Here is a 21,939-nt window from a genome sequence, read left to right as displayed (position 1 = left end):
TTTCTTTATTATCAATAAAACAGCTTGCCAATATCAGGTGAAATATTTCACTATCTCAAAAAATCTAAAAGCGCAAATAAGACCAAGGGATAATAAGAAAGAAAAGATTGAGCGAACGCAGCTAATTGAACCTCGACAATTGTTCCGGTACCTACTTTATACAGCGGTATTTATACCATCATGCATAAACTACATTCACACAGCCCCCTGAACACAAAACAACCAGTTTTGTCTGTTTCATCACCAATACAGCTGAGTTTGAACACTATTTCTTCATGATGGTTTATAATCAAGCTTATGATTTACACAATAGACTTCATAAAACAGGGTAAGATTATGAAATGGAGCCTAGCCACCTTGCTGTTGCTATGCTTTGCCATAGCTAATGCAAGCCCCACAGCAACACCGCACCTTCCCAAGTGGGCAGTAAAGCTCAATTGCAAAGGGTGGTCTGATTGTTATGCGGTGAATAATGGTAGTTATGGTAATCGAAATAATGCCAAAACCTTTACCACACAGCACGAAGCTTTGCAGTTTGTGAAAACATTCACTAAAAGCCTGCTGCGACTGGACCCCCAAGTGGTAGAAATACACCTTGCCCGAAACTAATATCACTTCGGGCAAGGTGTACACATGAGCCCTTATTCCTGTTGTTCTTTAACTCTTTTCTATTCTTTACTCTTAACTCTTTCTACTGCATCTTGCCAACCCCGATACAGTTTCTCTCTTTGGACTTGCTCCATGCTGACTTCAAACTGTTGCTCAGAGTGCCAACACTCAGCAATATCTTCTATCGACGGATATATCCCTTTGTGCAACCCAGCTAAATAAGCAACACCAAGCGCGGTGGTTTCTGTCACTTGTGGGCGTTCAACGGTCACCCCCAAAATATCGGCCAAAAACTGAACCATCCAGTTATTTACCACCATGCCACCATCCACTCTTAAGGTCGTCGGCTCTACACCATCAGCAGCCATGGCATTCATTAAATCTTTGGTTTGATAACAAACCGACTGCAATGCTGCTGCAACAATTTCCGCCACTCCAGTATCGCGAGTTAATCCCAAAATAGCACCTCTAGCATGAGGGTCCCAGTAAGGTGCTCCTAAACCGGTAAAAGCAGGCACCATGTACACTCCATGGGTTTTCTTTGCCACTTGAGCTAACGCCTCCGTTACATTAGCATGAGGAATCAGCCGCAACCCATCTCGCAACCACTGCATAGCAGCCCCAGCAATGAAAATACTGCCCTCAATGGCATAATTCACCTGACCATTGAGTCGATAGCCAATAGTGGTTAATAGCCGATTTTCAGACTGAATCACCTGCTCCCCAGTATTCATAATGACAAAACAACCAGTCCCATAAGTGCTTTTTACCATGCCAGGTTTGAAACAGGCCTGCCCCACTAATGCTGCTTGCTGATCACCAGCCATTGATAAAATAGGAATTTCACCACCAAATAAAGTACGTTCAGTTACGCCAAACTCGGCACTACAGTCCATTACTTCAGGCATTAAAGTGACAGGTACATTGTGCAGCTTAAGTAATTCTTCGTCCCATTGTTGGGTGTGAATATTAAACAATTGGGTTCGGGAGGCATTTGTGGCATCGGTTTTATGGCTTTTGCCACCAGTTAACCGCCACAATAAAAAAGTATCAATGGTGCCAAATAATAGCTTACCCGCTTCGGCATTTTCTCGAGCGTCAGGTACATTATCTAATAACCAGTTAAGCTTAGATGCAGAGAAATAAGGATCAATTAACAATCCCGTTTTTTGATTAATTAAAGCTTCCTTACCTGCCTGCTTTAATTTTTTACAATAGCTGGCTGTTCGTCGATCTTGCCAAACAATAGCGTTATAAATAGGCTTGCCTGTTTCACGATCCCATACCACAGTTGTCTCACGTTGATTCGTAATACCAATTGCCGCAATATCAGTCGATCTTAGTTTGCCTTTTTGCATAACCTGCTGGCAAACTTGCAAGGTTGTTACCCATATTTCTTCAGGGTCATGTTCAACCCAGCCATCATCAGGATAATATTGTTTGAATTCCTGCTGTGCTTGCCATAACGGCAAACCTTTTTCATTAAAAATAATTGCCCGAGAACTGGTAGTACCCTGATCAATCGCCAAAATATAGGTGGACATGGTTACTCCTTTTTTTTATTTCTTACCTGCAATTCCAATCAATGTTATAAAGCAGCCCTGATAGCAACGAGATAAAACAAGTACCTTATTATCAGGTAAACAATTATTAGAGGTGCCCTAAAGGGATACACTATGTCACAACATAGCCGACATCAAGAAATCGTAAAATGGGTGATTCAACATGGCTATGCCAATATTGATGATCTTGCCCAACACTTTAGTGTCACTCCCCAAACAATTCGAAGAGACCTCAATAGCCTAGCCAACAACGGTAAAATTGTTCGCTATCATGGTGGTGCCGTATCACAAACAAGTACTCAAAATACGGCTTATCACACCCGCCAAATTATGCAATTAAACGAAAAAAAGCGGATAGCAAAACAATTAGTGACTTATATCCCCAATCATGCTTCGCTTTTTATTAACATTGGCACCACAACCGAAACAGTTGCCAAGGCCTTGTTAAAACATCAAGGGCTAAAAATTATCACTAATAACATCCATGTGGCCAGTCTGTTTTGCAATAAAACTGACTTTGAAGTCATTTTAGCAGGAGGTCAGCTTAGACAGCCCGACGGCGGCATTGTTGGACAAGCAACAGTTGAATTTATTCAACAGTTTAAGGTTGACTTCGGGATTATAGGCATAAGCGGTATTGATGCTGATGGAGCATTACTCGATTTTGATTATCAAGAAGTAAAAGTATCTCAGGCTATTATCAATAACTCACGCGCCGTCTTTTTAGCTGCAGATCAGTCTAAGTTTGGCCGTAACGCAGTGGTCCGCTTAGGTCATATTACCCAGGTTAGCAAAGTATTCACTGACTACTGCCCCTTCCCCAAATTAAAACAACGATTAAATGACTGTGAAGTCGAACTAATTGAGTGCTAATACTTTCTTACTATTTCTTTTTAATAGCCGCTTTCTTACTTGTATCTATCAATATGCACACGTTACACTTGGGATAATGTTCTTTTTCGAAAATAATGTTCGAGACCTTACATTTTAAAGCGTAGCTATAGCCGCTATAAGAACATGGCTAGCTATCAGGCATGGTTAATAGCAAAACCCAATGAAAAAAGTCATTTTTAGCACACGCCTTTAGGCTTTAACCTCAAAAGGATACAAGTAATTTATGGATGCATCCGTCGGTATTACCCCAGCCACCCCTTTAGACCTGATTATTATTGGTGGTGGTATCAATGGTGCAGGCATTGCTGCCGATGCAGCAGGGCGTGGATTAAAAGTGCTTATTTGCGAACAACAAGATTTCGCCTCTGCCACGTCATCAGCCAGCAGCAAACTTATTCACGGAGGTTTGCGCTACCTAGAGCATTATGAATTCAGGTTAGTGAAAGAGGCTCTACAAGAGCGGGAAGTGTTATTAAAAATCGCTCCGCATTTAGTGAAACCCATGCGTTTTGTATTACCTCATCAACCCCATTTACGCCCAGCATGGATGATTCGCACCGGTTTATTTTTATACGACCACTTAGGTAAGCGGGAGTCATTAGAAGCCTCTCGTGGTGTTCGTTTTGCTGAAGACTCTGCGTTAGACGAAAAAATTAAACAAGGCTTTGAATATGCTGATTGCTGGGTTGATGATGCCAGGCTAGTCATTACCAATATTCAATCAGCCTTTCAGCATGGTGCTAATATTCGAAATCGAACATCCTTTGTGGAAGCATTTCGTGAAAACCACCATTGGAAGGTGGTACTACGAGACGAGCAAACCCAGCAGCTTTCCACTCATTATACTAAAGGTATAGTAAATGCTGCAGGCCCTTGGGTTGCTAATATTCTACAACAAAACATACATATGCAATCCCCCTATAAAGTTCGCTTAATCAAAGGCAGTCATATAGTGGTGCCTAAGTTGCATAATGGCTCTGAAGCTTATATTCTGCAAAACAATGATCAACGAATTGTTTTTGTCATTCCCTATTTACATGACTTTTCATTGATTGGTACTACAGATATAGAATATAAAGGAGACCCCAGGCGGGTAAAAATCTCTGCCACAGAAATTGACTATCTGATTAATATCACCAACAACCATTTTAAGCAGCACATTAGTGAAGCAGACATTGTTTATAGTTATGCAGGTGTACGCCCACTGTGTGATGATGAGTCAAGCGCCCCCTCAGCCATTACCCGCGATTATACCTTAACCATTGACCACCAAGATGGGCATACCCCATTACTATCAGTGTTTGGCGGGAAAATAACGACTTACCGTAAACTGGCAGAAGCGGCGATGGAAAAACTTATCCCTTACTTTGCTAATATGGAAAAACCCTGGACTCAACATACTCCTCTTCCAGGTGGTGATTTAAGTGAAGGCGTTGAAGGTTTGCAGCAACAGCTAGAACAGGCGCTTCCTTGGTTAGAGCCTAAAATCATAGATCGCTATGTGCATAGTTATGGTCATTGCTGTTATCAATTTCTTGAAGGAATCCAAGGCCCTGAGATGATGGGTCCTTATTTTGGCGCAGGGCTATATGGGTGTGAAGTGGATTACTTGGTTAAACACGAATGGGTCAATCAAATTGATGATATTCTATGGCGACGAACAAAAGTTGGCTTATTGATAAACCGTAAACAATATAATCACCTGGCTTATTACTTAGAGAAACAGCACAATTTAGTTTCATAAAAAAGTAAACTGTCGCTTCTAGCCTATCCACACTAAAATAAAAAAACATCGACTTTTAAGCTAAGGTTAGGCATGAAGCGCTTTAATATTATAACACTCATAGTGTCTTTCTTACTCCCATCACTATTCTTTCAGGCAAGCTTCGCTGAAATAGATGACCGTATAATGAAATATGGCATCACCCCTGACTCTTATCCTCCTTATTTGTTTAATAAGCAAGATCAATTAGATAATTATGAAGGAATTATTACTGATGCACTAAAAATAATTGCCAATCAGCTTGGCTATGAAGTAAAAACGGTGCTACTACCTCAAAATCGTTTAAAAAGGCAGTTATACAGTGGTAAAATTGATGTACTGCCTTTCGCTATTGAGTGGATAGATCAACCAGATAAAGTTGTGTATAGTGATACTATCATGAGAGTAAAAGACGTTGTCTGGTCTCTTAAATCAACGCCGGTTAAATACAGCAAACCTGAAGACTTATTTGGAAAAAAAGTGGTGACTCATATAGGATACCACTACCCTACTTTACAACCTTATTTTGATAGTCAACAAATTATAAAAAAAGAAACCAATACCAATCTAAATGTTTTAAAACTCATTACTAAAAAGCGAACCTCTACAGGCATTGTTGCTCAATTAACGGGCCAATGGTTAGCTCTACAAAATAACTGGACGACAGACTTATATTTCTCTGAGCAAGAGGTTAATGGCTTTAACTATCGTTTTTTATTTAGTAAAAAGTGGAAGGATCTCGTTCCCAAGTTTAACAAACAATTAAATAAGATAAAAACCAATGGTACCTTGACTACCATCATCAATAAGTATACTCAACAAAAGAAAGTAGCCAGTGTTACTTTTTAACTAAAGAGTGGCTAAAAAACAACAACTCCCAAGGCCGCCGAATTAATCGGCGTTTTTTTTATCTTATTTTTAGCAACCGCTAGTGGTCCATGCGTAAAGTTGGGTAACAGTCTTCAAAGCCATTTATTTTCTGGTAAGGCGCTTTTTTGCAAGCATAGTGGGTCTACGTCAAGAAAAAGTAACACAGCCAGAAGCTAAATGGAGAAGAAGTTGTTACCTTATTTTGCACATGGCCCACTAGCATATTTTATTAAAAATATACACTACCTACAATTTAGATAACTCCTAATGCACTATGCCTAAACCTGGATACCCCACTAAACACTCCCTACTATCACACCAACAGCGCGCTCATCTATTCATGCAGTTGAGTCGGTTGGAACAGTCTGGGTTATCGATGGAACACACCCTCAATTTACTCTCCGACGGTGATGACCAAGTAGCTAAACGAGCAAGTTTTGCTTTAAAGGATATAAAACGAGGTCAACCATTATCAACAGCAGGTAAACGTGCCGGACTCTTAACAGAACGAGATGCTTATCTAATAACAGTGGCAGAAGCCGGTGGCGTTCATACGGCAATATTTCGTCAATTAGCTGAAATATACCAAACCAGTGCCTCTCAACTTAAGCAAATCAAAAGCCGTTTAGTATTTCCTATCGTCATTTTAATTTGCGCCGTGTTTATTCGACAGTTTCCGGCTTTATTTCAAGGCAATATAACACTGTTTACGTATATTGCTGGTAATTTGTTCTTGCTAGGCCAACTTGGTGCCATTGCCTACATTGGTTGGCGACTACCCTATTGGATTCGCTATGGCTTTTTAGGGGCACTGAAAGGCAGTTGGGATAAATTGACAATCCATTTCCCCTATTTTGGCAACTGGTATGTACGCATACAAACCCGAGACTTTATCCAGGCACTGGGGTTATTACTGCAAGCAGGGCTACCCATTATGGAAGCCATCCCTAAAGCCTATCGTTTTATAGAAAATCAGCTGCTACGCGAACAGTTTGAAGAAATCGAGCAATCACTACAAGCAGGCAATAATTTCACTCAAGCATTTTCAAGCTTAGAAAACACCGCCTCCACTATTGTTCAATTAATTTCAACGGGAGAACACGCAGGAGACTTAAGTGGAATGATGTTGCGTTGCGCCAACATGGAAACTGAACAAATTAACTTGTATACCAGCATGGTAACCGAGTGGGTACCACGCCTAGTTTATGTATTAATTGCCGTATGGATCGCTTATGGCATTATTAAAGGTGGAGCACCAATGACTACAGTACCTTAGGCGACCCCATCAGCTTTCTAAACAGCTTGATACTCTTCTCGTAACTCTTTAGCCACTGTCACCATATTCGCTAATGCCTGTTCTGTTTCGGCCCAATCACGGGTTTTTAAACCGCAATCTGGGTTAACCCACAACCGTTTCAGGGCAATTTTATTCGCTGCTTTTTTCAATAGTTGTTTAATCCATGCAGGGCTTGGCACATTAGGTGAGTGAATATCATAAACACCGGGGCCTATATCATTAGGGTATGCAAAATCCTCGAAGGCATCCAATAACTCCATATCTGATCGGGATGTTTCAATGGTAATTACATCTGCATCTAACGCGGCAATTGCCTCAATAATGTCATTAAATTCGCTATAACACATGTGAGTATGTATTTGCGTAGTATTTTCTACCCCGCAAGAGGCAATTTTAAAGCAGCGCACCGCCCAGTCTAAATATTGTTGCCATTCTGCCTTTCTTAAAGGTAAGCCTTCTCGAATGGCTGGTTCATCAATTTGTATGACATGAATGCCCGCCTTTTCTAAATCCTGCACTTCATCCCTTAAGGCTAATGCTAATTGTAAACAGCTAACTTCACGGCTTACGTCTTCTCTTGGAAATGACCAGCAGAGCATGGTGACTGGACCTGTTAACATGCCTTTTAAGGGCTTTTCCGTTAGGCTTTGGGCATAGCGAATCCACTCAACTGTCATTGGCTGCTCTCGCTTTATATCCCCTAAAATAATTGGCGGCTTCACACAGCGGGAACCATAGCTTTGTACCCAACCATGCTGACTAAATAAAAAACCTGACAATTGTTCACCAAAATACTCCACCATATCATTACGCTCAGCTTCTCCATGCACCAAAACATCCAAGTCCAAGGCTTCCTGGCGACTGATAGCTTCTGCTATTTGCCGTTGCATTTCTGTACGGTAATCCGCTTCAGTGGTTTTACCTGCTTTAAACGCTTTTCTAGCCGCTCGAATTGCTGTAGTTTGAGGGAATGAACCAATTGTCGTGGTTGGCAATAATGGTAACTTTAATTGCTGGCGCTGTAATTCAATTCGCTCATGATACGGCAGTTGACGTGTTGCTATAGTATCATCAATCGCCTGAATTCTTGCTTGCACGGTTTGATCATGAATACGACTAGAACTATGTTTTGCTTTAAAGGCTAAAGAGGATTTCTCAAATGCAGCGTTAATCTCTGCCGACTCATTTCCATTTAGCGCTTTAGCTAATACGGCAATTTCTTTATTTTTTTGTACGGCAAATGCCAACCACTGACGGACATCTTCAGCAAACCCTTGTTCCTGATCCACATCAACGGGTGAATGTAATAATGAACAGCTTGGCCCCACCCACAAGCGCTCTCCAAGTTTTTGTTTAACAGGTTGTAATCGATCTAACCAGCCATTTAAATCCGTACGCCACACATTTCGACCATTAACAACCCCAACCGATAACACTTTATAGGCAGGCAATCGGTCAACTACCGATGTCAACTGCTCAGGTGCTCGCACCAAATCAATATGCAAACCTTCTGTAGGTAAATTAATAGTAGTTGCTAGGTTATCAGCTAATGCACCAAAGTAAGTTGCTAATAGTATGTTTAGCGAGCTGCTTTGCAAGCGGTTATAGGCAGTCTCAAAGCCTTGACGCCAACTGTTAGGTAAATCTAAGGTTAAAATAGGTTCATCCAATTGCACCCATTCAATACCTAATGCCGCTATTTTAGCAAGTAATTCGCCATATACACTGACAAGTTCATCAAGCAGCGTCAGCTTATCAAAATCACTGCCTTTAGCCTTACCCAGCCATAAATAACTTAAAGGGCCTAATAAAACGGGTTTAGCCTTTAACCCCAACTGACTGGCCTCTTCTATTTCATCCAATAATTGATTACTGGAAATCTTAAACGATTGGTTTTCAGTAAATTCTGGTACCAAATAATGATAGTTAGTATCAAACCACTTAGTCATTTCACAGGCAGCGACTTCACCTTGATCATCGGTGTAGCCTCTGGCCATTTTAAAATAAAGATCTAAATCAACTGTTGTGGACGTTTGCTGGGCATCTGCTAAAAATCGAGAGGGAATAACTCCCAATGTGCAAGATACATTCAATACCTGATCGTACCAGGCAAAATCGCCAACTGGCACGTAATCCAGTCCTGCCTCTGCCTGCCATTGCCAATGCTGCTGTCGTAATGCTTTTCCTTCCGCCAAAAGCTGTTCTTGAGTTAGCTCTCCTCGCCAGAAGGCTTCAACCGCTTTTTTTAGCTCCCGTCGCTTACCAATCCGCGGAAAACCCAAACTATGTGCAATCGTCATTTTGATCTGTTCCCATGTTAGCCCTTCAACTTAATAGACCTTAGTATGGAAATCCCTTACACTTGAATCAAACTCATATTACTAATAACCAACTTGAAAAATATTAAACTTGATTCATTATGATGAGCCTTAATGACTATGCTTGAACTTCGCCACCTGAAAACGCTAGCCACCTTAAAAGAGTCTGGCAGCTTGGTAGAAACTGCTGAACGGCTACATTTAACTCAGTCCGCTCTGTCTCATCAGATAAAAGACCTGGAGGAAAGAATTGGCTGCCAGTTATTTATTCGAAAAACCAAGCCCCTGCGTTTTACAACCGCTGGAAAAAGACTACTCAATTTAGCGCAGGATGTGCTGCCATTGGTTCGTTCTGCTGAACGAGACTTAAGCCGTTTGGCAGGTGGAGAAGCGGGTAGGCTGCATATGGCCATTGAGTGCCACAGCTGCTACCAATGGTTAATGCCGACTATTGATCAATTTAGAAACAACTGGCCAGAGGTAGAAATGGACTTGGCCAGTGGCTTTAATTTTGCCCCATTACCCGCCCTGGCTCGGGGGGATTTAGATCTTGTCGTCACTGCCGATCCGCAAGAAATTACCGGCATTAGTTATATTCCGTTGTTTAAATATGAGAGCTTATTAGCAATAGCCAATCAACACCCCTTAGCCAACAAACCATTTATTGAACCAACAGACCTCATTCAGGAAACCCTGATTATTTACCCCGTTGAACATGATCGGTTGGATATTTTTAAACAATTTTTAGACCCTGCTGATATTGAGCCGGCGCATATTCGAACGGCAGAACTCACCTTAATGATGATTCAACTGGTTGCCAGTGGCAGAGGCGTATGCAACCTGCCCAATTGGGCGTTAACCGAATATCTGGAAAAAGGCTATGTGCAAGCAAAACCTCTTAGTGCTGAAGGCGTTTGGGCCACGTTATATGCAGCGGTTCGAGATGATCAGCTAAATACCCCCTTTATGAAAGACTTTTTATTAACTGCAAAAGATGTATCGTTTGAAGCACTATCGGGAATTAAAAACGCTGATACACTTGCAAGTTAAAGAAGCCCCTGTTCTATAGCTGGGAGCCACAGCAGGTGATGAACGTAGCAAAGGACACAAAAAAAAGCCTGCTAAAAATTAGCAGGCCTTACACTCTATCTAGGAGATAAAATAACTTAACTTAATAGAACACGTATGTTCTAACTACAACCTCACTTGCACCTGTTGCAGATGCCCGCCCCCTAATGTTGGCAAAAGCTTACTGTTAGTTCTATATAACCTTTGTAACTAATGGAAACAATTTGTAATAAAGGGCACTCCCAACGCTTTCATACTGTCAGCTGAGTTAAAAGTTACCCTACAAAATATACGGCGCTTGTCTATTCACGACAAATCATCTGCTAGTACTTGACTATCACTACTAGATCCAAACATTATTCACCAAAAAAAAGACAACATGAGTAGTTTATCTGCTTTATATTTACCATTCAGTCACTTAACTACATAATGATGATGAAGACAATTCTTACCTGGCTAACAGGTTTTCAGATTATTTTGGCTGCTTTATCTCAAGTCAGCTATGCTAACTCTCAATTATCAGCCGACTTTCTTAGCAAAATTGGCAAATGCAGTGCTCCCAACAGGATACTAGCAACCACTCCCCCTGTTGACCTTACAGATTTAACAGGCGGTGATCCTTTTTACTATACCAGCAACCAAACCCCAAGACCTTCTACTACTCACTCTAAAATACCCCACCTACCGGTTTATTTTGGCTATATGAGCACTAATAATACCTACCGTTTTGTGAATATTGTCGAGCAGGTATTTACCATGATCGGAGAAGGTAAACACGGCCTATGGCGTGTTCAAGACAATGGCATGATACGGGAGTATCGCAAAGCTGGCGCTAAAGGTATTCCTCAAAACGCTGATATTTTTGATAAAAAATATTTAACTACCTTAACTGAAAGCTATAGTCATTATTTACCTGACGAAAGTTGGAGTGGTTACAAGCTGCCACAAGATAAAGTAGATGAAAGTGGCTACTTAAAATACATTGACTTGCCGATTAACCACCCTAAATATCAAAGTAGATACGACAGTCACCAGCCTATTGATCTTCCCCACTGGTATTGCACCATGTCTGACTTCCAATTCCCATATGCAAAAAAAGCAATGGAGTTTGCCTTTACTCAACCTGCTGCTAATAAAGCAGGTCCCCTAGGCAAACGAGCAGGCTTAGACATTAATGAAAACTATACCAATATTTTAAGATTAAAACTGTTTGAAGATGCCAGAACCTGGGTAAATACAGGTACTGCTAATGAAGTTGACTGGCAAGCAATCGATACCAATAAAACCAAAGCAGAATTTTATTTGGTTGAGCGTCCCTTTTTTAATGAAAAATACCTGTTTTTAACTGCTGTATTTGACAATAAAACCAATCAGGATTTTTCTTATATTCGGCCTAATGGACCATACTATGAACATTTAGTTGCTAGCGGTGAGCGTCGTTTAAAAACCCAGGTTACCCAACAGCCTCGTTTTCATTTAGCAAACGCTCACCGTACCCAAACAGGTAAGAAAAAAATTGTTAGCGCTACCGGCACTCACTTATACGGCGTTCATCACCCTGATCGCGCCGCTTTTAATGGTGGTGGTGCATGTCCAATGAAAGGAGGTGATTGGGCAGAATATCCGAAAACCTCGGGTGGTGCTGGTTGGCCAACTAACTATGAAGAAGTCACTCCTCTTTGTGATGCAGTATTAATTGACATTAAGCTCACCACCAACTTGGATGGTGAAACCTGGAATGACCCCACCAAGTATTTGGGTAATGCTGGGCATGGCAGTTTAACCGTCGACTATAAAATCAATCCAGAGGGCTTCTATGGTGAATTTGTTGATCCCTATCATGTCAAGCGAGGGGTTACCAATCCAGCAGCCACTTATATTGGGCCAGTAGAAACCTTACACTATAAAACCGTCCGAGAGCCTGTTCGTTATACTCCCGTAAAGCAATAAGCTATTATTTATAATCTTTTAGTAGCCCTTATCAAAAGGGCTAACTGACTCTTTTACCCAATGAAGGTGCCTCAAACTTGATATTGAGTTAGCTTATGCTGCAAGTGTTGTTTAACTGCAGGCCACTCGCTATTAATTATAGAAAATACAACCGTATCTCGATATACACCTTCTGCAGTCTGATGATGGTTTCTTAACACCCCATCTTGCTTAGCACCCAGTCTCTCAATAGCTCTACGAGAAGCTTGGTTGTGCCAGTGAGTTCTAAATTCCACTGCAATGACATTTAGCTGCTCAAAGGCATGGGTTAATAACAATAACTTCGCTTCTGTATTAATCGCAGTCCTTTGGCAACGCCTTGCATACCAGGTGTAGCCTATTTCCAAGCGGTGATTTTTATTGTCAATATTACAAAAGCGAGTAGTACCAACAACAGTATTTGATTGTCTATCACGCACAGCAAAAGGTAAAGCTACTTGCTGTTCAGCCATCGCCAATGCTGTTTGAACATAATTGGTTGTTTGATCAGGAGCTGGCACAGAAGTAAACCATAACCGCCATAAAGCTCCATCTTGGGCTGCTTCCTGTAAACCAGGTATATGCTCCATTGTTAACGGCTCTAGCATAACCTGCTCACCAATCAGGGTAACGGGTACTATCCAACGACTGCTATTATTATTGCTATACCCATCTTTACTCATATTCATTAACTACACCTTCCAAAAGTCTACCTTTTACTTGCCAAGTGGCAGTCAAACAACACTAACCTTAACCGAAGATGAAGATAAAGTAGAACGGTAGCTGTCCAGCGGAAAAATAATCTCGCCCTGAAGGGTTATGGCTGTAAAAGCACTACTCGTTGTTGCTCATTGTTGATTTAGAACAACTAGATTTCTCTCTTCACGCCTAGATTAGCGCTTTTACAGTCATAACAGTGACGGTTCAAATAGTGTTAACAGGCCCTAGCTAAAAGTGTCGTTTTAAAAATTATTAGCTACTCTTGTGTGATGCATTCAAAGGATTGGGTCATGACTAGAATACCTTATATAGATAAACCAACTGGATTATCAGACGAACAAAAAGCAGTTTACGATTATATTTATCAAAGTCGTAAAAAAGTGGTGGGTGTTTTTTCATTTTTATTAAATAGTCCTCCACTGGCTCAACCTATAGCAGACCTTGGTGCGTATTTACGGTTTGATTCTATCCTGCCCGCAAATCTTAAAGAAATCGTTATATTAGTGACACTTAGTGAAAATTATTGTCAGTTTGAATGGTCTGCCCATGAAGAACTCGCTTTAAAAGCTGGTATTTCACAAGAGACTATTGACGTTATTAAATATAAACGCTCATTAACTGACGTAGAGTTAAGAGAGCAAACTATCATTCATTATGGGCGTGAGTTAATAAATAACAAGCGGGTCAGTGACACTGTATTTACGAAATGTAAACAGCAATTTAACAAGACAGAAATCACTGAAATCACTACCCTAATGGGTTATTATTCAATGGTGGCCTGTATATTAAACGCATTTGGGCTAGGCCCTCAACCTGGCAAACCTTCATTGCCAGAGCCTTCATTTAATCAACCAACAGCAAGCTCAATTAAACACACAATACCTGAAGAGCAATCAGTATAGCTTCAAATTATACATAATAAATAAAGCCTTTCGTGAAGAGTCTATACCCCATATGCGAAGGCTATCAAGTGACAAAGCCTCATAAGCCTATTGAAATAGGTGATTGGGGTAAGTAACGATGATAACAAAACCTAAACATGATTCGCGACGGGTATATTAGCCAGGGGATGAAAAAGGATGTCTGTTGACCTAAACCAAACCAATATTGATATTGATGACCCTAACTTTAAGCATATTTTTACCCACTTACAGGGTAATATATTAAAAAGTCATGGGCGAGATCATTCTCGTCATCTATTTATTAAATTTAAAGACAATGCTGAAAATAGTCGAAAATGGGTCAAGGCGTTTGCTGATAAAATAACGTCAACCCTGGAGCAAGAAAACCAGTCCACAGACTTTAAAAAAAATGGTAACAATCATCTATTTATTAACTTAATGTTAAGCCGCTCGGGTTATCAGGCATTAGCCGTAGATAAGTCACAATGGCCAACAGATAAAGCCTTTCTGGCAGGGATGAAAGAGCTTAGCCAAGAATATGATACCACCCCCAGACTTGATGAAAAGCGCCAACACCATCACCCCAAAGCGAATCCACTCAATGATAATTTATCTGACTGGGAACCTCCTTTTAAATCAACCATAGATGGCCTGATCATTTTAGCTTATGGCAGGCAACCCAGTGTCGATTTTGCGATAGCTGATGCAGCCGCAGAACAATACCTAGATAAACAAGTGGACCAACTCTCCTGTGAACTGGAAGCAGTAGCAGACATTATTACTGTACAACACGGCCATGTTATGCGTAACGATCAGGGCCAAGTCATTGAGCATTTTGGATTTGTTGATGGGGTCAGTAATCCCAAATTTTTATTTTCTGACTTACAAGAAGATTTTGAAAATGGTGGTTTTAACCATTATGACCCCAGTGCCTCGCTTCATACAGTCATGGTTAAAGATCCTGGTGGCGATGTTAGCAGTTATGGCAGTTATGTGGTTTACCGTAAGTTACAGCAAAATATTAAGGGCTTTTGGGACCGCTTAGCACTATTAGCCGGGACGATTAACGAAGTCAGTGGCAACTCAGAACCGATTAATGCTGAATATGCCGGTGCATTATGTGTTGGTCGGTTTAAAGATGGTACTCCTATTTCCGAACAGGCAACCAATGGTTGGACTAATTTATTCAATAACTTCAACTATGATGACGATATCAATGGCTTACGCTGCCCAATTCATTCACATGTACGAAAAACCAATCCACGAAATGATACTTTAAGACAATTTAATGCCCCACCAACAATAGAGCGCAGTCGCCGTATTGTTCGCCGGGGAATCAGTTATGGCTCAACTGACTTGTTGCCAGAAGATGAATGGACGGATGCTGGTTTGTTATTCCTTAGTTTACAAGCCAATATCGAGCAACAATTTATTTTTATGCAAAATACCTGGTGCAACAATAATAATTTTCTTAAAAAAGATACAGGGCTTGATCCGCTTGTAGGGGTGCCCACACCTAAGACAAAACCTGCCGCACAAACTTGGCCAAAAAAATGGGGCTCTAATGATCTGACAGGCAACCCTCCTGTTACTTTTGAGTTTTCTGGCTTTGTTAAAAATCGTGGTGGTGAATATTTCTTTATGCCCAGCATTAATTTTTTAAAACAACTATAGAGCATTTTTGTCACCAAAATACCGATTAACAATATTATTTATGGGGGTTGGCTATGACGGACGGAACAAAATCAACAAACTATTTATTGAATACCATCAAACAATATGATGTTTCACATGTATTTATGGTTCCAGGCGGTGTAGTCGACCCATTTCTTGATGAGTTTAGCGATCAACCAAATGGGATAAATGCAGTGGTGGCAGCCAGCGAAACAGGTGCCGCTTATATGGCCGATGGTTATGCTCGTGCCAGCGGTAAGTTTGGAGTTTGCATGGGAATTGGTGGCCCTGGCACCGCTAATATGATCGGTCCATTAGCCACCGCTTATACAGATCAATCTCCTGTGCTCGCCATTACAGGAGAAATACCTACATTGTGGAATGGTAGAGGTGGGTTTCAAGATGCCAGCGCTGCGGGCTTAAATGATATTAGTTTATTGAGGCCTGTTACCGCATTTGCCCAACAGATTCCTAACAGTAAACTGGTACCCCATTATTTACAGACTGCCATTAGAACCATGTTAGGGAATAAACCTCAACCCGTCAGTTTAAGCCTTCCCAAAGACATACAAACAGAAACAATTAATGATGAGCAAAATCTCGCTGCCTCCCTTCAAAATGAAATTAAACAACCGAGTTTTATAGACTTAACGGGTGCCAACCAATTACTCACAGGCCTTACTCAACATGCAACAGGCAATATTGCCATTCTTGCTGGCAGTGGCTGCACCCGTTCAGAGGCCAGTGAGGCGTTATATCAGTTTGCCAGTCATTATCAAATTCCCGTTGCAACCACATTAAAAGCCAAAGGCGTTTTCCCCGAAGACGATCCTTTATCACTTGGTGTATTTGGCTATGCAGGCACCAATCACTCGACAAGAGCACTATTAAATCATGACCCAGCCGATGCAAACTGCCCTAATCAAGGCGTTGACAATATTACTCTGCTTATCGTGATGGGTTCTAGCCTTAATCAGCGAGACACAATGCGCTGGGATCAACATTTAAGCCCCAAAGCTGGTATTTACCATGTTGATGTGGATAGCACCATATTCTCCAAAAACTTTCCGATTAATTATGCGGTTAACGCTGATGCAAAAACTTTATTAACCTGGTTGTTAGACCCCAATCAAGCCAAACAACTTGAAACACTAAAACAAGGCAACAAAAATCGGCAACAATGGCTGGCCACCATCAAAGAATATCCTCGCTATTATCAAGCGGAGGATATGCAAAATAATGCAACTCCTCTACACCCTGCGCGAGTTATTGCTGAGCTACAAAAAGCTGCACCTAGAAATACGGTGATTGTCGGTGATTCTGGTGCTCACCGCGCATTTGCTGGACATTATTGGAATAGTTGTTTGCCACGTAGCTACTTAACAGCCACTGCATTAGCGCCAATGGGTTGGGCCATTCCTGCTGGGGTCGGTGCTAAAATTGCCTGCCCGGAAAAACCCTGTGTCGTAATCACTGGCGATGGTTGCATGTTAATGAACGGCATCGAAATACAAACTGCGGCACACCATAATATTCATCTAATTGTTTTAGTGATCAACAACAGCGCACTAGGCAATGTATTTTTAAGAGCCAAATCCCCTATTGCCAAAAAAATTACCACACTCAGTACCCATGACTGGGCCGCTTTTTCTCGCTCACTAGGTGGTGGCGGTATTCGAGTAGAAAATCCAGATCAACTAGCAAAAGCATTTGAGCAAGCATTTAAAGCAACCGGTCCATTTGTTATTGATGCCCGGTGTGACCCACATTATGAAACACCAATTAACCCCTGGCGACAAGAAATGATAGAGCACACATCCTGGGTAGACGGATAGAAATATCCTTCGCATTGGGTATTTCTTTAACTGTAGGCACAGGACTGATTATAGAAAATAAGGACGCATCATTATGGCGAAACTCCCCTTACCCACTAGAGATGAACTTGATGATCAGGGCAAGGCTGTTTATGACAAACTGGCAGGCCCCAGAACAAGCTTATCCGGCATGTATCGTACGTTACTTAATCACCCCATATTAGCAGAGCATGTTGGTCAGTTAGGTACTTATGTTCGTTATGAAAGTAACCTGGCAGACGATATTCGTGAGTTGGGTATTTTAGCTACAGCCCGAGAGCTGGGCGCCCCTTTTGTTTGGGAAAAACATGTCCAACCAGCGCTTAAAGCAGGCTTACCCCAAAGTGTCATCGATCAAGTACTTGCTGGTGATATTGCGACTGCAGAAATAAAGCCTTTATATTTAACTACCTGGCAGGCTGCCCAACATATTGTTCACCAACGAAACATTCCGCCCAAAACCCAAAATATTTTAATCGAATTTTTAGGTTTAGATGGTTTACTTGATCTTACCATTGCTTGTGGTCTGTATCGAATGATTACCACTATTGTTTTTTCTTTTGAAGTGCCCTTACCGGAAGAAGGAGTCGCTCCTTTTTAAGCATATACCCTTCGCGAATAACTTTTAGGGGTTGTTTGTCGTCACTTCTCACCCCAACCACCTATTATTCATAGGTTCATGGGGCTTCGTCGCTTGACAGCCTTCCCTAAAAAATATTCGCATTGGCTATACTAACTATAAAAAAGGAATATATATCCTATTATCAAGGAGGAATTATGCCACATTTTACACTTAAAGATTTAGCCCATGATAAACAGGTTCCAGCCAATGCAGACGTTGTTGTCATTGGTGCAGGTATGTCTGGCTTATATGCCACCTGGCGTATTTTAAAAGATTCTCCAGACAAAAATATCGTTATTTTAGAACGCTCTCATCGTACGGGTGGCCGTTTAGACTCTGACTTGATTGAATTCAATGATGAGATTACTGTTAAGGAGGAAGAAGGCGGTATGCGTTTTACCTTCGATAATATGGACGATTTAATGAGCCTGTTTTTATTATTGGATATTGACAATCAGATTGTCCCCTTCCCAATGAACAGTGGTGGTAACAACAGACTGTTTTTTAGAGGTGAGAGCTTTAATAACCAAGTTGCCAAAGAAAATAATTATTCAATCTGGCAAGAGCTTTATAACCTTGAACCTATTGAGCAAGGTATCGATCCAAAATCAATCATTAATACTGTTTTTAATCGAATTCTTGATGTTAACCCTAATTTTACCGAACGACCAGACAAACGCACCCCCACCTTTTGGCAAAAGTTCCGGTTGGAATGTCAGTGGAATGGAGTTTGTCTAAAAGATTGGACGCTTTGGAATCTCCTCACCGAAATGGGTTATTCCAATGAGTGTATTACCCTTCTCTATCGTTTATTAGGTTTTAATGGCACATTTTTATCACAAATGAATGCAGGTGTTGCCTATCAGCTATTAGAAGACTTTCCTAATGATCCTCAATTTAAAACCTTTAAAGATGGCTTTAGTACTTTACCAAATGCACTGGTCAACGCAATTGGCAAAGAACGTATTTTCTTAAAAACCCATTTAGAAAGCATTGATAGACACGAAGAAAATGGCGATTATGCACTAAGCTATCAAACCACCGCACCTGATGGCACTACAACCTCTAATGTGATTCATGCCAAGCAAGTCATTTTAGGATTACCCCGGCTGGCTCTGGAAAAGCTGTTTATTAACTCCAATGCACTAAATCGCTTACCTGATGATCAATCCAAACAGTTATGGGATACACTGCAAACCACCACCAATCAGGCCTTACTAAAAATTAACTTATACTATGATAAAGCCTGGTGGGGTAATAACATAACTGGGCGTCCACCGGTTTCATTTGGGCCTAATTTTTCTGACTTACCATTAGGTTCAGTCTATCCATTTTATGCGATTGATAATGAACTGGTCGCAGCACTCGAATACCAAAGTTGGCTCAAAAGTCATCAAAAAGACGTGCCCGAACATTTACGAGAAAAAATTGACCAAATCAATCAAAATAAATACGAAAAACCGGCTGCATTAACTATTTACTGTGATTTTCTAAATATCAACTTCTGGAAAGCCCTACAACATAACGGTCCTTTATTTAACTCCCCCCTACAAGAGAAATATAAAGGGCATTTCTTTGCTGCTTCTCAGTCAGTGGTTAATACAGCTACTGAATTCTTTAAGTCACTGTTCTCAACTCACTATGTACCACAACCCACTTTAACTAGTGCACGTATTTGGGATGGCAGCACCCGCTTTGATGAAAACCCCAGTGAGCAATTTGGTTATGGTGTGCATCAGTGGGCATTGCATGCCAATGATAAGGCTGTTATGGAGCAGTTGGCTGAACCATTACCAGGCTTATATATTTGCGGAGAAGCCTATTCAGATTATCAAGGCTGGGTTGAAGGTGCGCTGCGCTCAACAGACATTGTGCTTGCAAAAGGGTTTAACCTGCCGCCTATCAGTGCCGTTTATGAGGAAACCCACCAACAGACACCTTCTGCTGCCATTAAAGAAAGTTACAATACCAATGCAACCCATTTAATTCGAGAATATATAGACCCCGACTTTGAACCCAATGCCCCCAAGGAGACAATTAACGCACCCGATTTAGATACTTCAAAAGAACATAATTATCATATATCATTAAATTACTTTAGTAAACGTTAGCTCCATCATTAATAGCACTAAAATATGTGCGCCTAAGAAGCCCGCCTCTGTGAAGCGGGCTTCATTAATTAATTATATCTGTATTAGCAGACTTCCGAATAAAGATACTCTTGTTTAACCCAACCACCACCACGAGGAGGATCAACCTTCAACATAGGCACTACTTGACGAGACTCAATTCTATATTCATGGTATTGATAGCCTCCAGCACTATCCGTAATTAAATAGTGAGCAACTCTGCATTGGTTTGTGATATTGATGATTCGAAGAGGGTTCTGGATAATTCTAAAATATTTTTTAAAGTCCGTAGTCATTACATAATCAGGCATACTATCGACGTATTCCTGATACTTACCAATATTTCCTGTCACCGTATTTGGCGAAGCAAAAACCCCACTAACAAACAGTGTAAAAACCACACCTATAACAGTATTAATTTTATTTCTATTCATTTTTAACCCTGTATATTTTATGTTTATTATTAACCAGACTTTAGTCGTACAAACAACATAAGCTGATAGCAAGAACTAACAATATAGTGAATTGCATGAACTCTAGAAATTATGCTTTAGTAGTAAGATGCACTCTAAAGGATAACAAGGCAGGTTTTTTCTTACATTTATGGATATGAAATAGTTCAGTCTCACGCATCCCTATCTATGCTTATATAATCAGTTAACAGCAACAATTATCATGAGTTGTATGAGTTGTATGAGTTGTATGAGTTGTATGAGTTGTATGAGTTGTATGAGTTGTATGAGTTGTATGAGTTGTATGAGTTGTATGAGTTGTATGAGTTGTATGAGTTGTATGAGTTGTATGAGTTGTATGAGTTGTATGAGTTGTATGAGTATCAGATCATATTGAAGTGTTATACTAAAAAGGGATAATCAATTCAGTGCAAATATTTATTAATGCACAATATTTACACCAAATCAACATCAACAAATATTGTTGCCTCTTTAGCAACAACTATTTTTTAATTACTTAAACTTCCAAAGCTGACCAGTTACATTTTGGCAATTATCCATAAATGCAGCACCACCAAGTGTAGATTCTGGAGCAAGCCTATTGCCTTCTAAACACTTATTTTTATTTTCTAAGAATTTGGTCGTTAGCTTAAAGTAACCATTTCCTACTGGAATTTTTTTCCACAGTTGACCCGTTACATTTTGGCAAGTGTCCATAAAAGCAGCACCGCCTAAAGTAGACCCTGGTGCAACCTTGTTTCCTTCTAAACATTTATTTTCACTTTCAAGGAACTGAGTGGTTAATTTGAAGTACTCACCTCCTACAGGAATTAATTTCCAACGCTGCCCTGTAACATTCTGGCAAGTGTCCATAAAAGCAGCTCCTTTTAAAGTCGATCCAGGCGCAACCCTATTTCCCTCTAAGCACTTATTTTCATTTTCAAGAAACATTGTAGTTAGTTTGTGGTAACGGCCAAAGTCGTTTGCTGAAACACTCGATACAATAGCTACGCTTGCCAACAACATTGAAATTTTTTTATAGTTCATAGGTTTTTAGTCCATAAAAACAAGATAATATTATGGTGAAAACACATCATAGTAAAACAGTGCATAACACCGCAGGCCATCTTAACAAACCAATGACTGAATCTCCAGAAACTCATTTGGCATAAGCGATACCAAAACACTACAACAGTTTTTAATCGACAATAACTTTAACAGTATTTATTATGGTCCTGA

The 21,939-nt window shown here is 40.6% G+C and carries 18 protein-coding genes; 13 read left to right on the top strand and 5 right to left on the bottom strand.

Features of this window, described 5'->3' with window-relative positions; all coding sequences use genetic code 11:
* The first annotated feature begins 336 nt into the window (after positions 1-336).
* Positions 337-609 (top strand): hypothetical protein, encoded by a 273-nt coding sequence (locus tag OQE68_RS20870; RefSeq protein ID WP_180569110.1) that lies wholly within the window; start codon positions 337-339, stop codon positions 607-609.
* Between the two features lie 59 nt (positions 610-668).
* On the opposite strand, the gene glpK is transcribed toward OQE68_RS20870, so the two are convergent.
* Positions 669-2,153: a glycerol kinase GlpK gene (gene glpK / locus OQE68_RS20865; protein ID WP_180569111.1), complete on the bottom strand. Its 1,485-nt coding sequence runs from the start codon at positions 2,151-2,153 to the stop codon at positions 669-671.
* A 132-nt stretch (positions 2,154-2,285) separates the two neighbouring features.
* Between glpK and OQE68_RS20860 the strand changes: the two genes are divergently transcribed.
* The 4 genes from OQE68_RS20860 (at position 2,286) to OQE68_RS20845 (ending at position 6,973) form a co-directional block, all read left to right on the top strand.
* On the top strand, positions 2,286-3,044 hold the full coding sequence (locus OQE68_RS20860; RefSeq protein WP_180569112.1) for a DeoR family transcriptional regulator: 759 nt from the start codon (positions 2,286-2,288) through the stop codon (positions 3,042-3,044).
* Positions 3,045-3,288: 244 nt separating this feature from the next.
* Positions 3,289-4,809, top strand: a complete 1,521-nt coding sequence (gene glpD / locus OQE68_RS20855) for a glycerol-3-phosphate dehydrogenase (protein WP_180569113.1) — start codon at positions 3,289-3,291, stop codon at positions 4,807-4,809.
* A gap of 72 nt (positions 4,810-4,881) precedes the next feature.
* Positions 4,882-5,676: a substrate-binding periplasmic protein gene (locus tag OQE68_RS20850; RefSeq protein ID WP_180569114.1), complete on the top strand. Its 795-nt coding sequence runs from the start codon at positions 4,882-4,884 to the stop codon at positions 5,674-5,676.
* 295 nt (positions 5,677-5,971) lie between these two features.
* The gene (locus OQE68_RS20845; RefSeq protein WP_266195788.1) at positions 5,972-6,973 is read left to right on the top strand and encodes a type II secretion system F family protein; all 1,002 of its coding nucleotides are present in this window, start codon (positions 5,972-5,974) and stop codon (positions 6,971-6,973) included.
* A gap of 17 nt (positions 6,974-6,990) precedes the next feature.
* Here the strand turns inward: OQE68_RS20845 and metE are convergent, their stop codons facing one another.
* On the bottom strand, positions 6,991-9,294 hold the full coding sequence (metE, locus tag OQE68_RS20840; RefSeq protein ID WP_180569116.1) for a 5-methyltetrahydropteroyltriglutamate--homocysteine S-methyltransferase: 2,304 nt from the start codon (positions 9,292-9,294) through the stop codon (positions 6,991-6,993).
* Positions 9,295-9,432: 138 nt separating this feature from the next.
* On the opposite strand from metE, the gene OQE68_RS20835 reads away from it, so the two are divergent.
* Together OQE68_RS20835 and OQE68_RS20830 are read left to right on the top strand one after the other, a co-directional pair.
* Entirely contained in the window at positions 9,433-10,362 is a 930-nt protein-coding gene (locus OQE68_RS20835) for a LysR family transcriptional regulator (protein ID WP_180569178.1), read from the top strand.
* Positions 10,363-10,809: 447 nt separating this feature from the next.
* Positions 10,810-12,330: an RNA-dependent RNA polymerase family protein gene (locus tag OQE68_RS20830; RefSeq protein WP_180569117.1), complete on the top strand. Its 1,521-nt coding sequence runs from the start codon at positions 10,810-10,812 to the stop codon at positions 12,328-12,330.
* A gap of 71 nt (positions 12,331-12,401) precedes the next feature.
* On the opposite strand, the gene OQE68_RS20825 is transcribed toward OQE68_RS20830, so the two are convergent.
* Positions 12,402-13,037, bottom strand: a complete 636-nt coding sequence (locus OQE68_RS20825) for a GNAT family N-acetyltransferase (RefSeq protein WP_255490903.1) — start codon at positions 13,035-13,037, stop codon at positions 12,402-12,404.
* Between the two features lie 321 nt (positions 13,038-13,358).
* Here OQE68_RS20825 and OQE68_RS20820 point away from each other — a divergent pair, with 321 nt between their 5' ends.
* The 5 genes from OQE68_RS20820 to OQE68_RS20800 all read left to right on the top strand — a co-directional run bounded on the left by OQE68_RS20820 (position 13,359) and on the right by OQE68_RS20800 (position 20,230).
* On the top strand, positions 13,359-13,970 hold the full coding sequence (locus tag OQE68_RS20820; RefSeq protein ID WP_180569118.1) for a carboxymuconolactone decarboxylase family protein: 612 nt from the start codon (positions 13,359-13,361) through the stop codon (positions 13,968-13,970).
* A gap of 177 nt (positions 13,971-14,147) precedes the next feature.
* A complete protein-coding gene (locus OQE68_RS20815; protein WP_180569119.1) occupies positions 14,148-15,644 on the top strand; it encodes a Dyp-type peroxidase in 1,497 nt (498 codons plus the stop codon).
* 53 nt (positions 15,645-15,697) lie between these two features.
* Positions 15,698-17,479, top strand: coding sequence for a thiamine pyrophosphate-binding protein (locus OQE68_RS20810; RefSeq protein WP_180569120.1), 1,782 nt, complete (start codon positions 15,698-15,700; stop codon positions 17,477-17,479).
* Between the two features lie 73 nt (positions 17,480-17,552).
* A complete protein-coding gene (locus tag OQE68_RS20805; RefSeq protein ID WP_180569121.1) occupies positions 17,553-18,098 on the top strand; it encodes a carboxymuconolactone decarboxylase family protein in 546 nt (181 codons plus the stop codon).
* A 176-nt stretch (positions 18,099-18,274) separates the two neighbouring features.
* Positions 18,275-20,230: an FAD-dependent oxidoreductase gene (locus tag OQE68_RS20800; RefSeq protein WP_180569122.1), complete on the top strand. Its 1,956-nt coding sequence runs from the start codon at positions 18,275-18,277 to the stop codon at positions 20,228-20,230.
* Between the two features lie 83 nt (positions 20,231-20,313).
* Here the strand turns inward: OQE68_RS20800 and OQE68_RS20795 are convergent, their stop codons facing one another.
* Positions 20,314-20,682 (bottom strand): hypothetical protein, encoded by a 369-nt coding sequence (locus OQE68_RS20795; RefSeq protein WP_180569123.1) that lies wholly within the window; start codon positions 20,680-20,682, stop codon positions 20,314-20,316.
* Between the two features lie 255 nt (positions 20,683-20,937).
* Between OQE68_RS20795 and OQE68_RS20790 the strand changes: the two genes are divergently transcribed.
* On the top strand, positions 20,938-21,120 hold the full coding sequence (locus tag OQE68_RS20790; protein ID WP_266195787.1) for a hypothetical protein: 183 nt from the start codon (positions 20,938-20,940) through the stop codon (positions 21,118-21,120).
* Positions 21,121-21,213: 93 nt separating this feature from the next.
* On the opposite strand, the gene OQE68_RS20785 is transcribed toward OQE68_RS20790, so the two are convergent.
* Positions 21,214-21,747 (bottom strand): RICIN domain-containing protein, encoded by a 534-nt coding sequence (locus OQE68_RS20785; protein ID WP_180569124.1) that lies wholly within the window; start codon positions 21,745-21,747, stop codon positions 21,214-21,216.
* Positions 21,748-21,939 lie beyond the last annotated feature (192 nt).

The organism is Spartinivicinus marinus (assembly GCF_026309355.1).
In the GTDB taxonomy this organism is placed as follows: Bacteria; Pseudomonadota; Gammaproteobacteria; order Pseudomonadales; family Zooshikellaceae; genus Spartinivicinus; species Spartinivicinus marinus.
This window is presented reverse-complemented; position numbering and strand designations above follow the sequence as displayed.

What these genes read in the sequence shown, in the direction of transcription:
- OQE68_RS20800 (WP_180569122.1), top strand. Translation starts at nt 18,275, where the DNA reads ATGCCACATTTTACACTTAAAGATTTAGCCCATGATAAACAGGTTCCA.
- OQE68_RS20785 (WP_180569124.1), bottom strand. Translation starts at nt 21,747, where the DNA reads ATGAACTATAAAAAAATTTCAATGTTGTTGGCAAGCGTAGCTATTGTA.
- glpD (WP_180569113.1), top strand. Translation starts at nt 3,289, where the DNA reads ATGGATGCATCCGTCGGTATTACCCCAGCCACCCCTTTAGACCTGATT.
- OQE68_RS20825 (WP_255490903.1), bottom strand. Translation starts at nt 13,037, where the DNA reads ATGAATATGAGTAAAGATGGGTATAGCAATAATAATAGCAGTCGTTGG.
- OQE68_RS20815 (WP_180569119.1), top strand. Translation starts at nt 14,148, where the DNA reads ATGTCTGTTGACCTAAACCAAACCAATATTGATATTGATGACCCTAAC.
- OQE68_RS20850 (WP_180569114.1), top strand. Translation starts at nt 4,882, where the DNA reads ATGAAGCGCTTTAATATTATAACACTCATAGTGTCTTTCTTACTCCCA.
- OQE68_RS20805 (WP_180569121.1), top strand. Translation starts at nt 17,553, where the DNA reads ATGGCGAAACTCCCCTTACCCACTAGAGATGAACTTGATGATCAGGGC.
- OQE68_RS20810 (WP_180569120.1), top strand. Translation starts at nt 15,698, where the DNA reads ATGACGGACGGAACAAAATCAACAAACTATTTATTGAATACCATCAAA.
- OQE68_RS20860 (WP_180569112.1), top strand. Translation starts at nt 2,286, where the DNA reads ATGTCACAACATAGCCGACATCAAGAAATCGTAAAATGGGTGATTCAA.
- OQE68_RS20820 (WP_180569118.1), top strand. Translation starts at nt 13,359, where the DNA reads ATGACTAGAATACCTTATATAGATAAACCAACTGGATTATCAGACGAA.
- metE (WP_180569116.1), bottom strand. Translation starts at nt 9,294, where the DNA reads ATGACGATTGCACATAGTTTGGGTTTTCCGCGGATTGGTAAGCGACGG.
- glpK (WP_180569111.1), bottom strand. Translation starts at nt 2,153, where the DNA reads ATGTCCACCTATATTTTGGCGATTGATCAGGGTACTACCAGTTCTCGG.
- OQE68_RS20830 (WP_180569117.1), top strand. Translation starts at nt 10,810, where the DNA reads ATGATGATGAAGACAATTCTTACCTGGCTAACAGGTTTTCAGATTATT.
- OQE68_RS20835 (WP_180569178.1), top strand. Translation starts at nt 9,433, where the DNA reads ATGCTTGAACTTCGCCACCTGAAAACGCTAGCCACCTTAAAAGAGTCT.
- OQE68_RS20795 (WP_180569123.1), bottom strand. Translation starts at nt 20,682, where the DNA reads ATGAATAGAAATAAAATTAATACTGTTATAGGTGTGGTTTTTACACTG.
- OQE68_RS20870 (WP_180569110.1), top strand. Translation starts at nt 337, where the DNA reads ATGAAATGGAGCCTAGCCACCTTGCTGTTGCTATGCTTTGCCATAGCT.
- OQE68_RS20845 (WP_266195788.1), top strand. Translation starts at nt 5,972, where the DNA reads ATGCCTAAACCTGGATACCCCACTAAACACTCCCTACTATCACACCAA.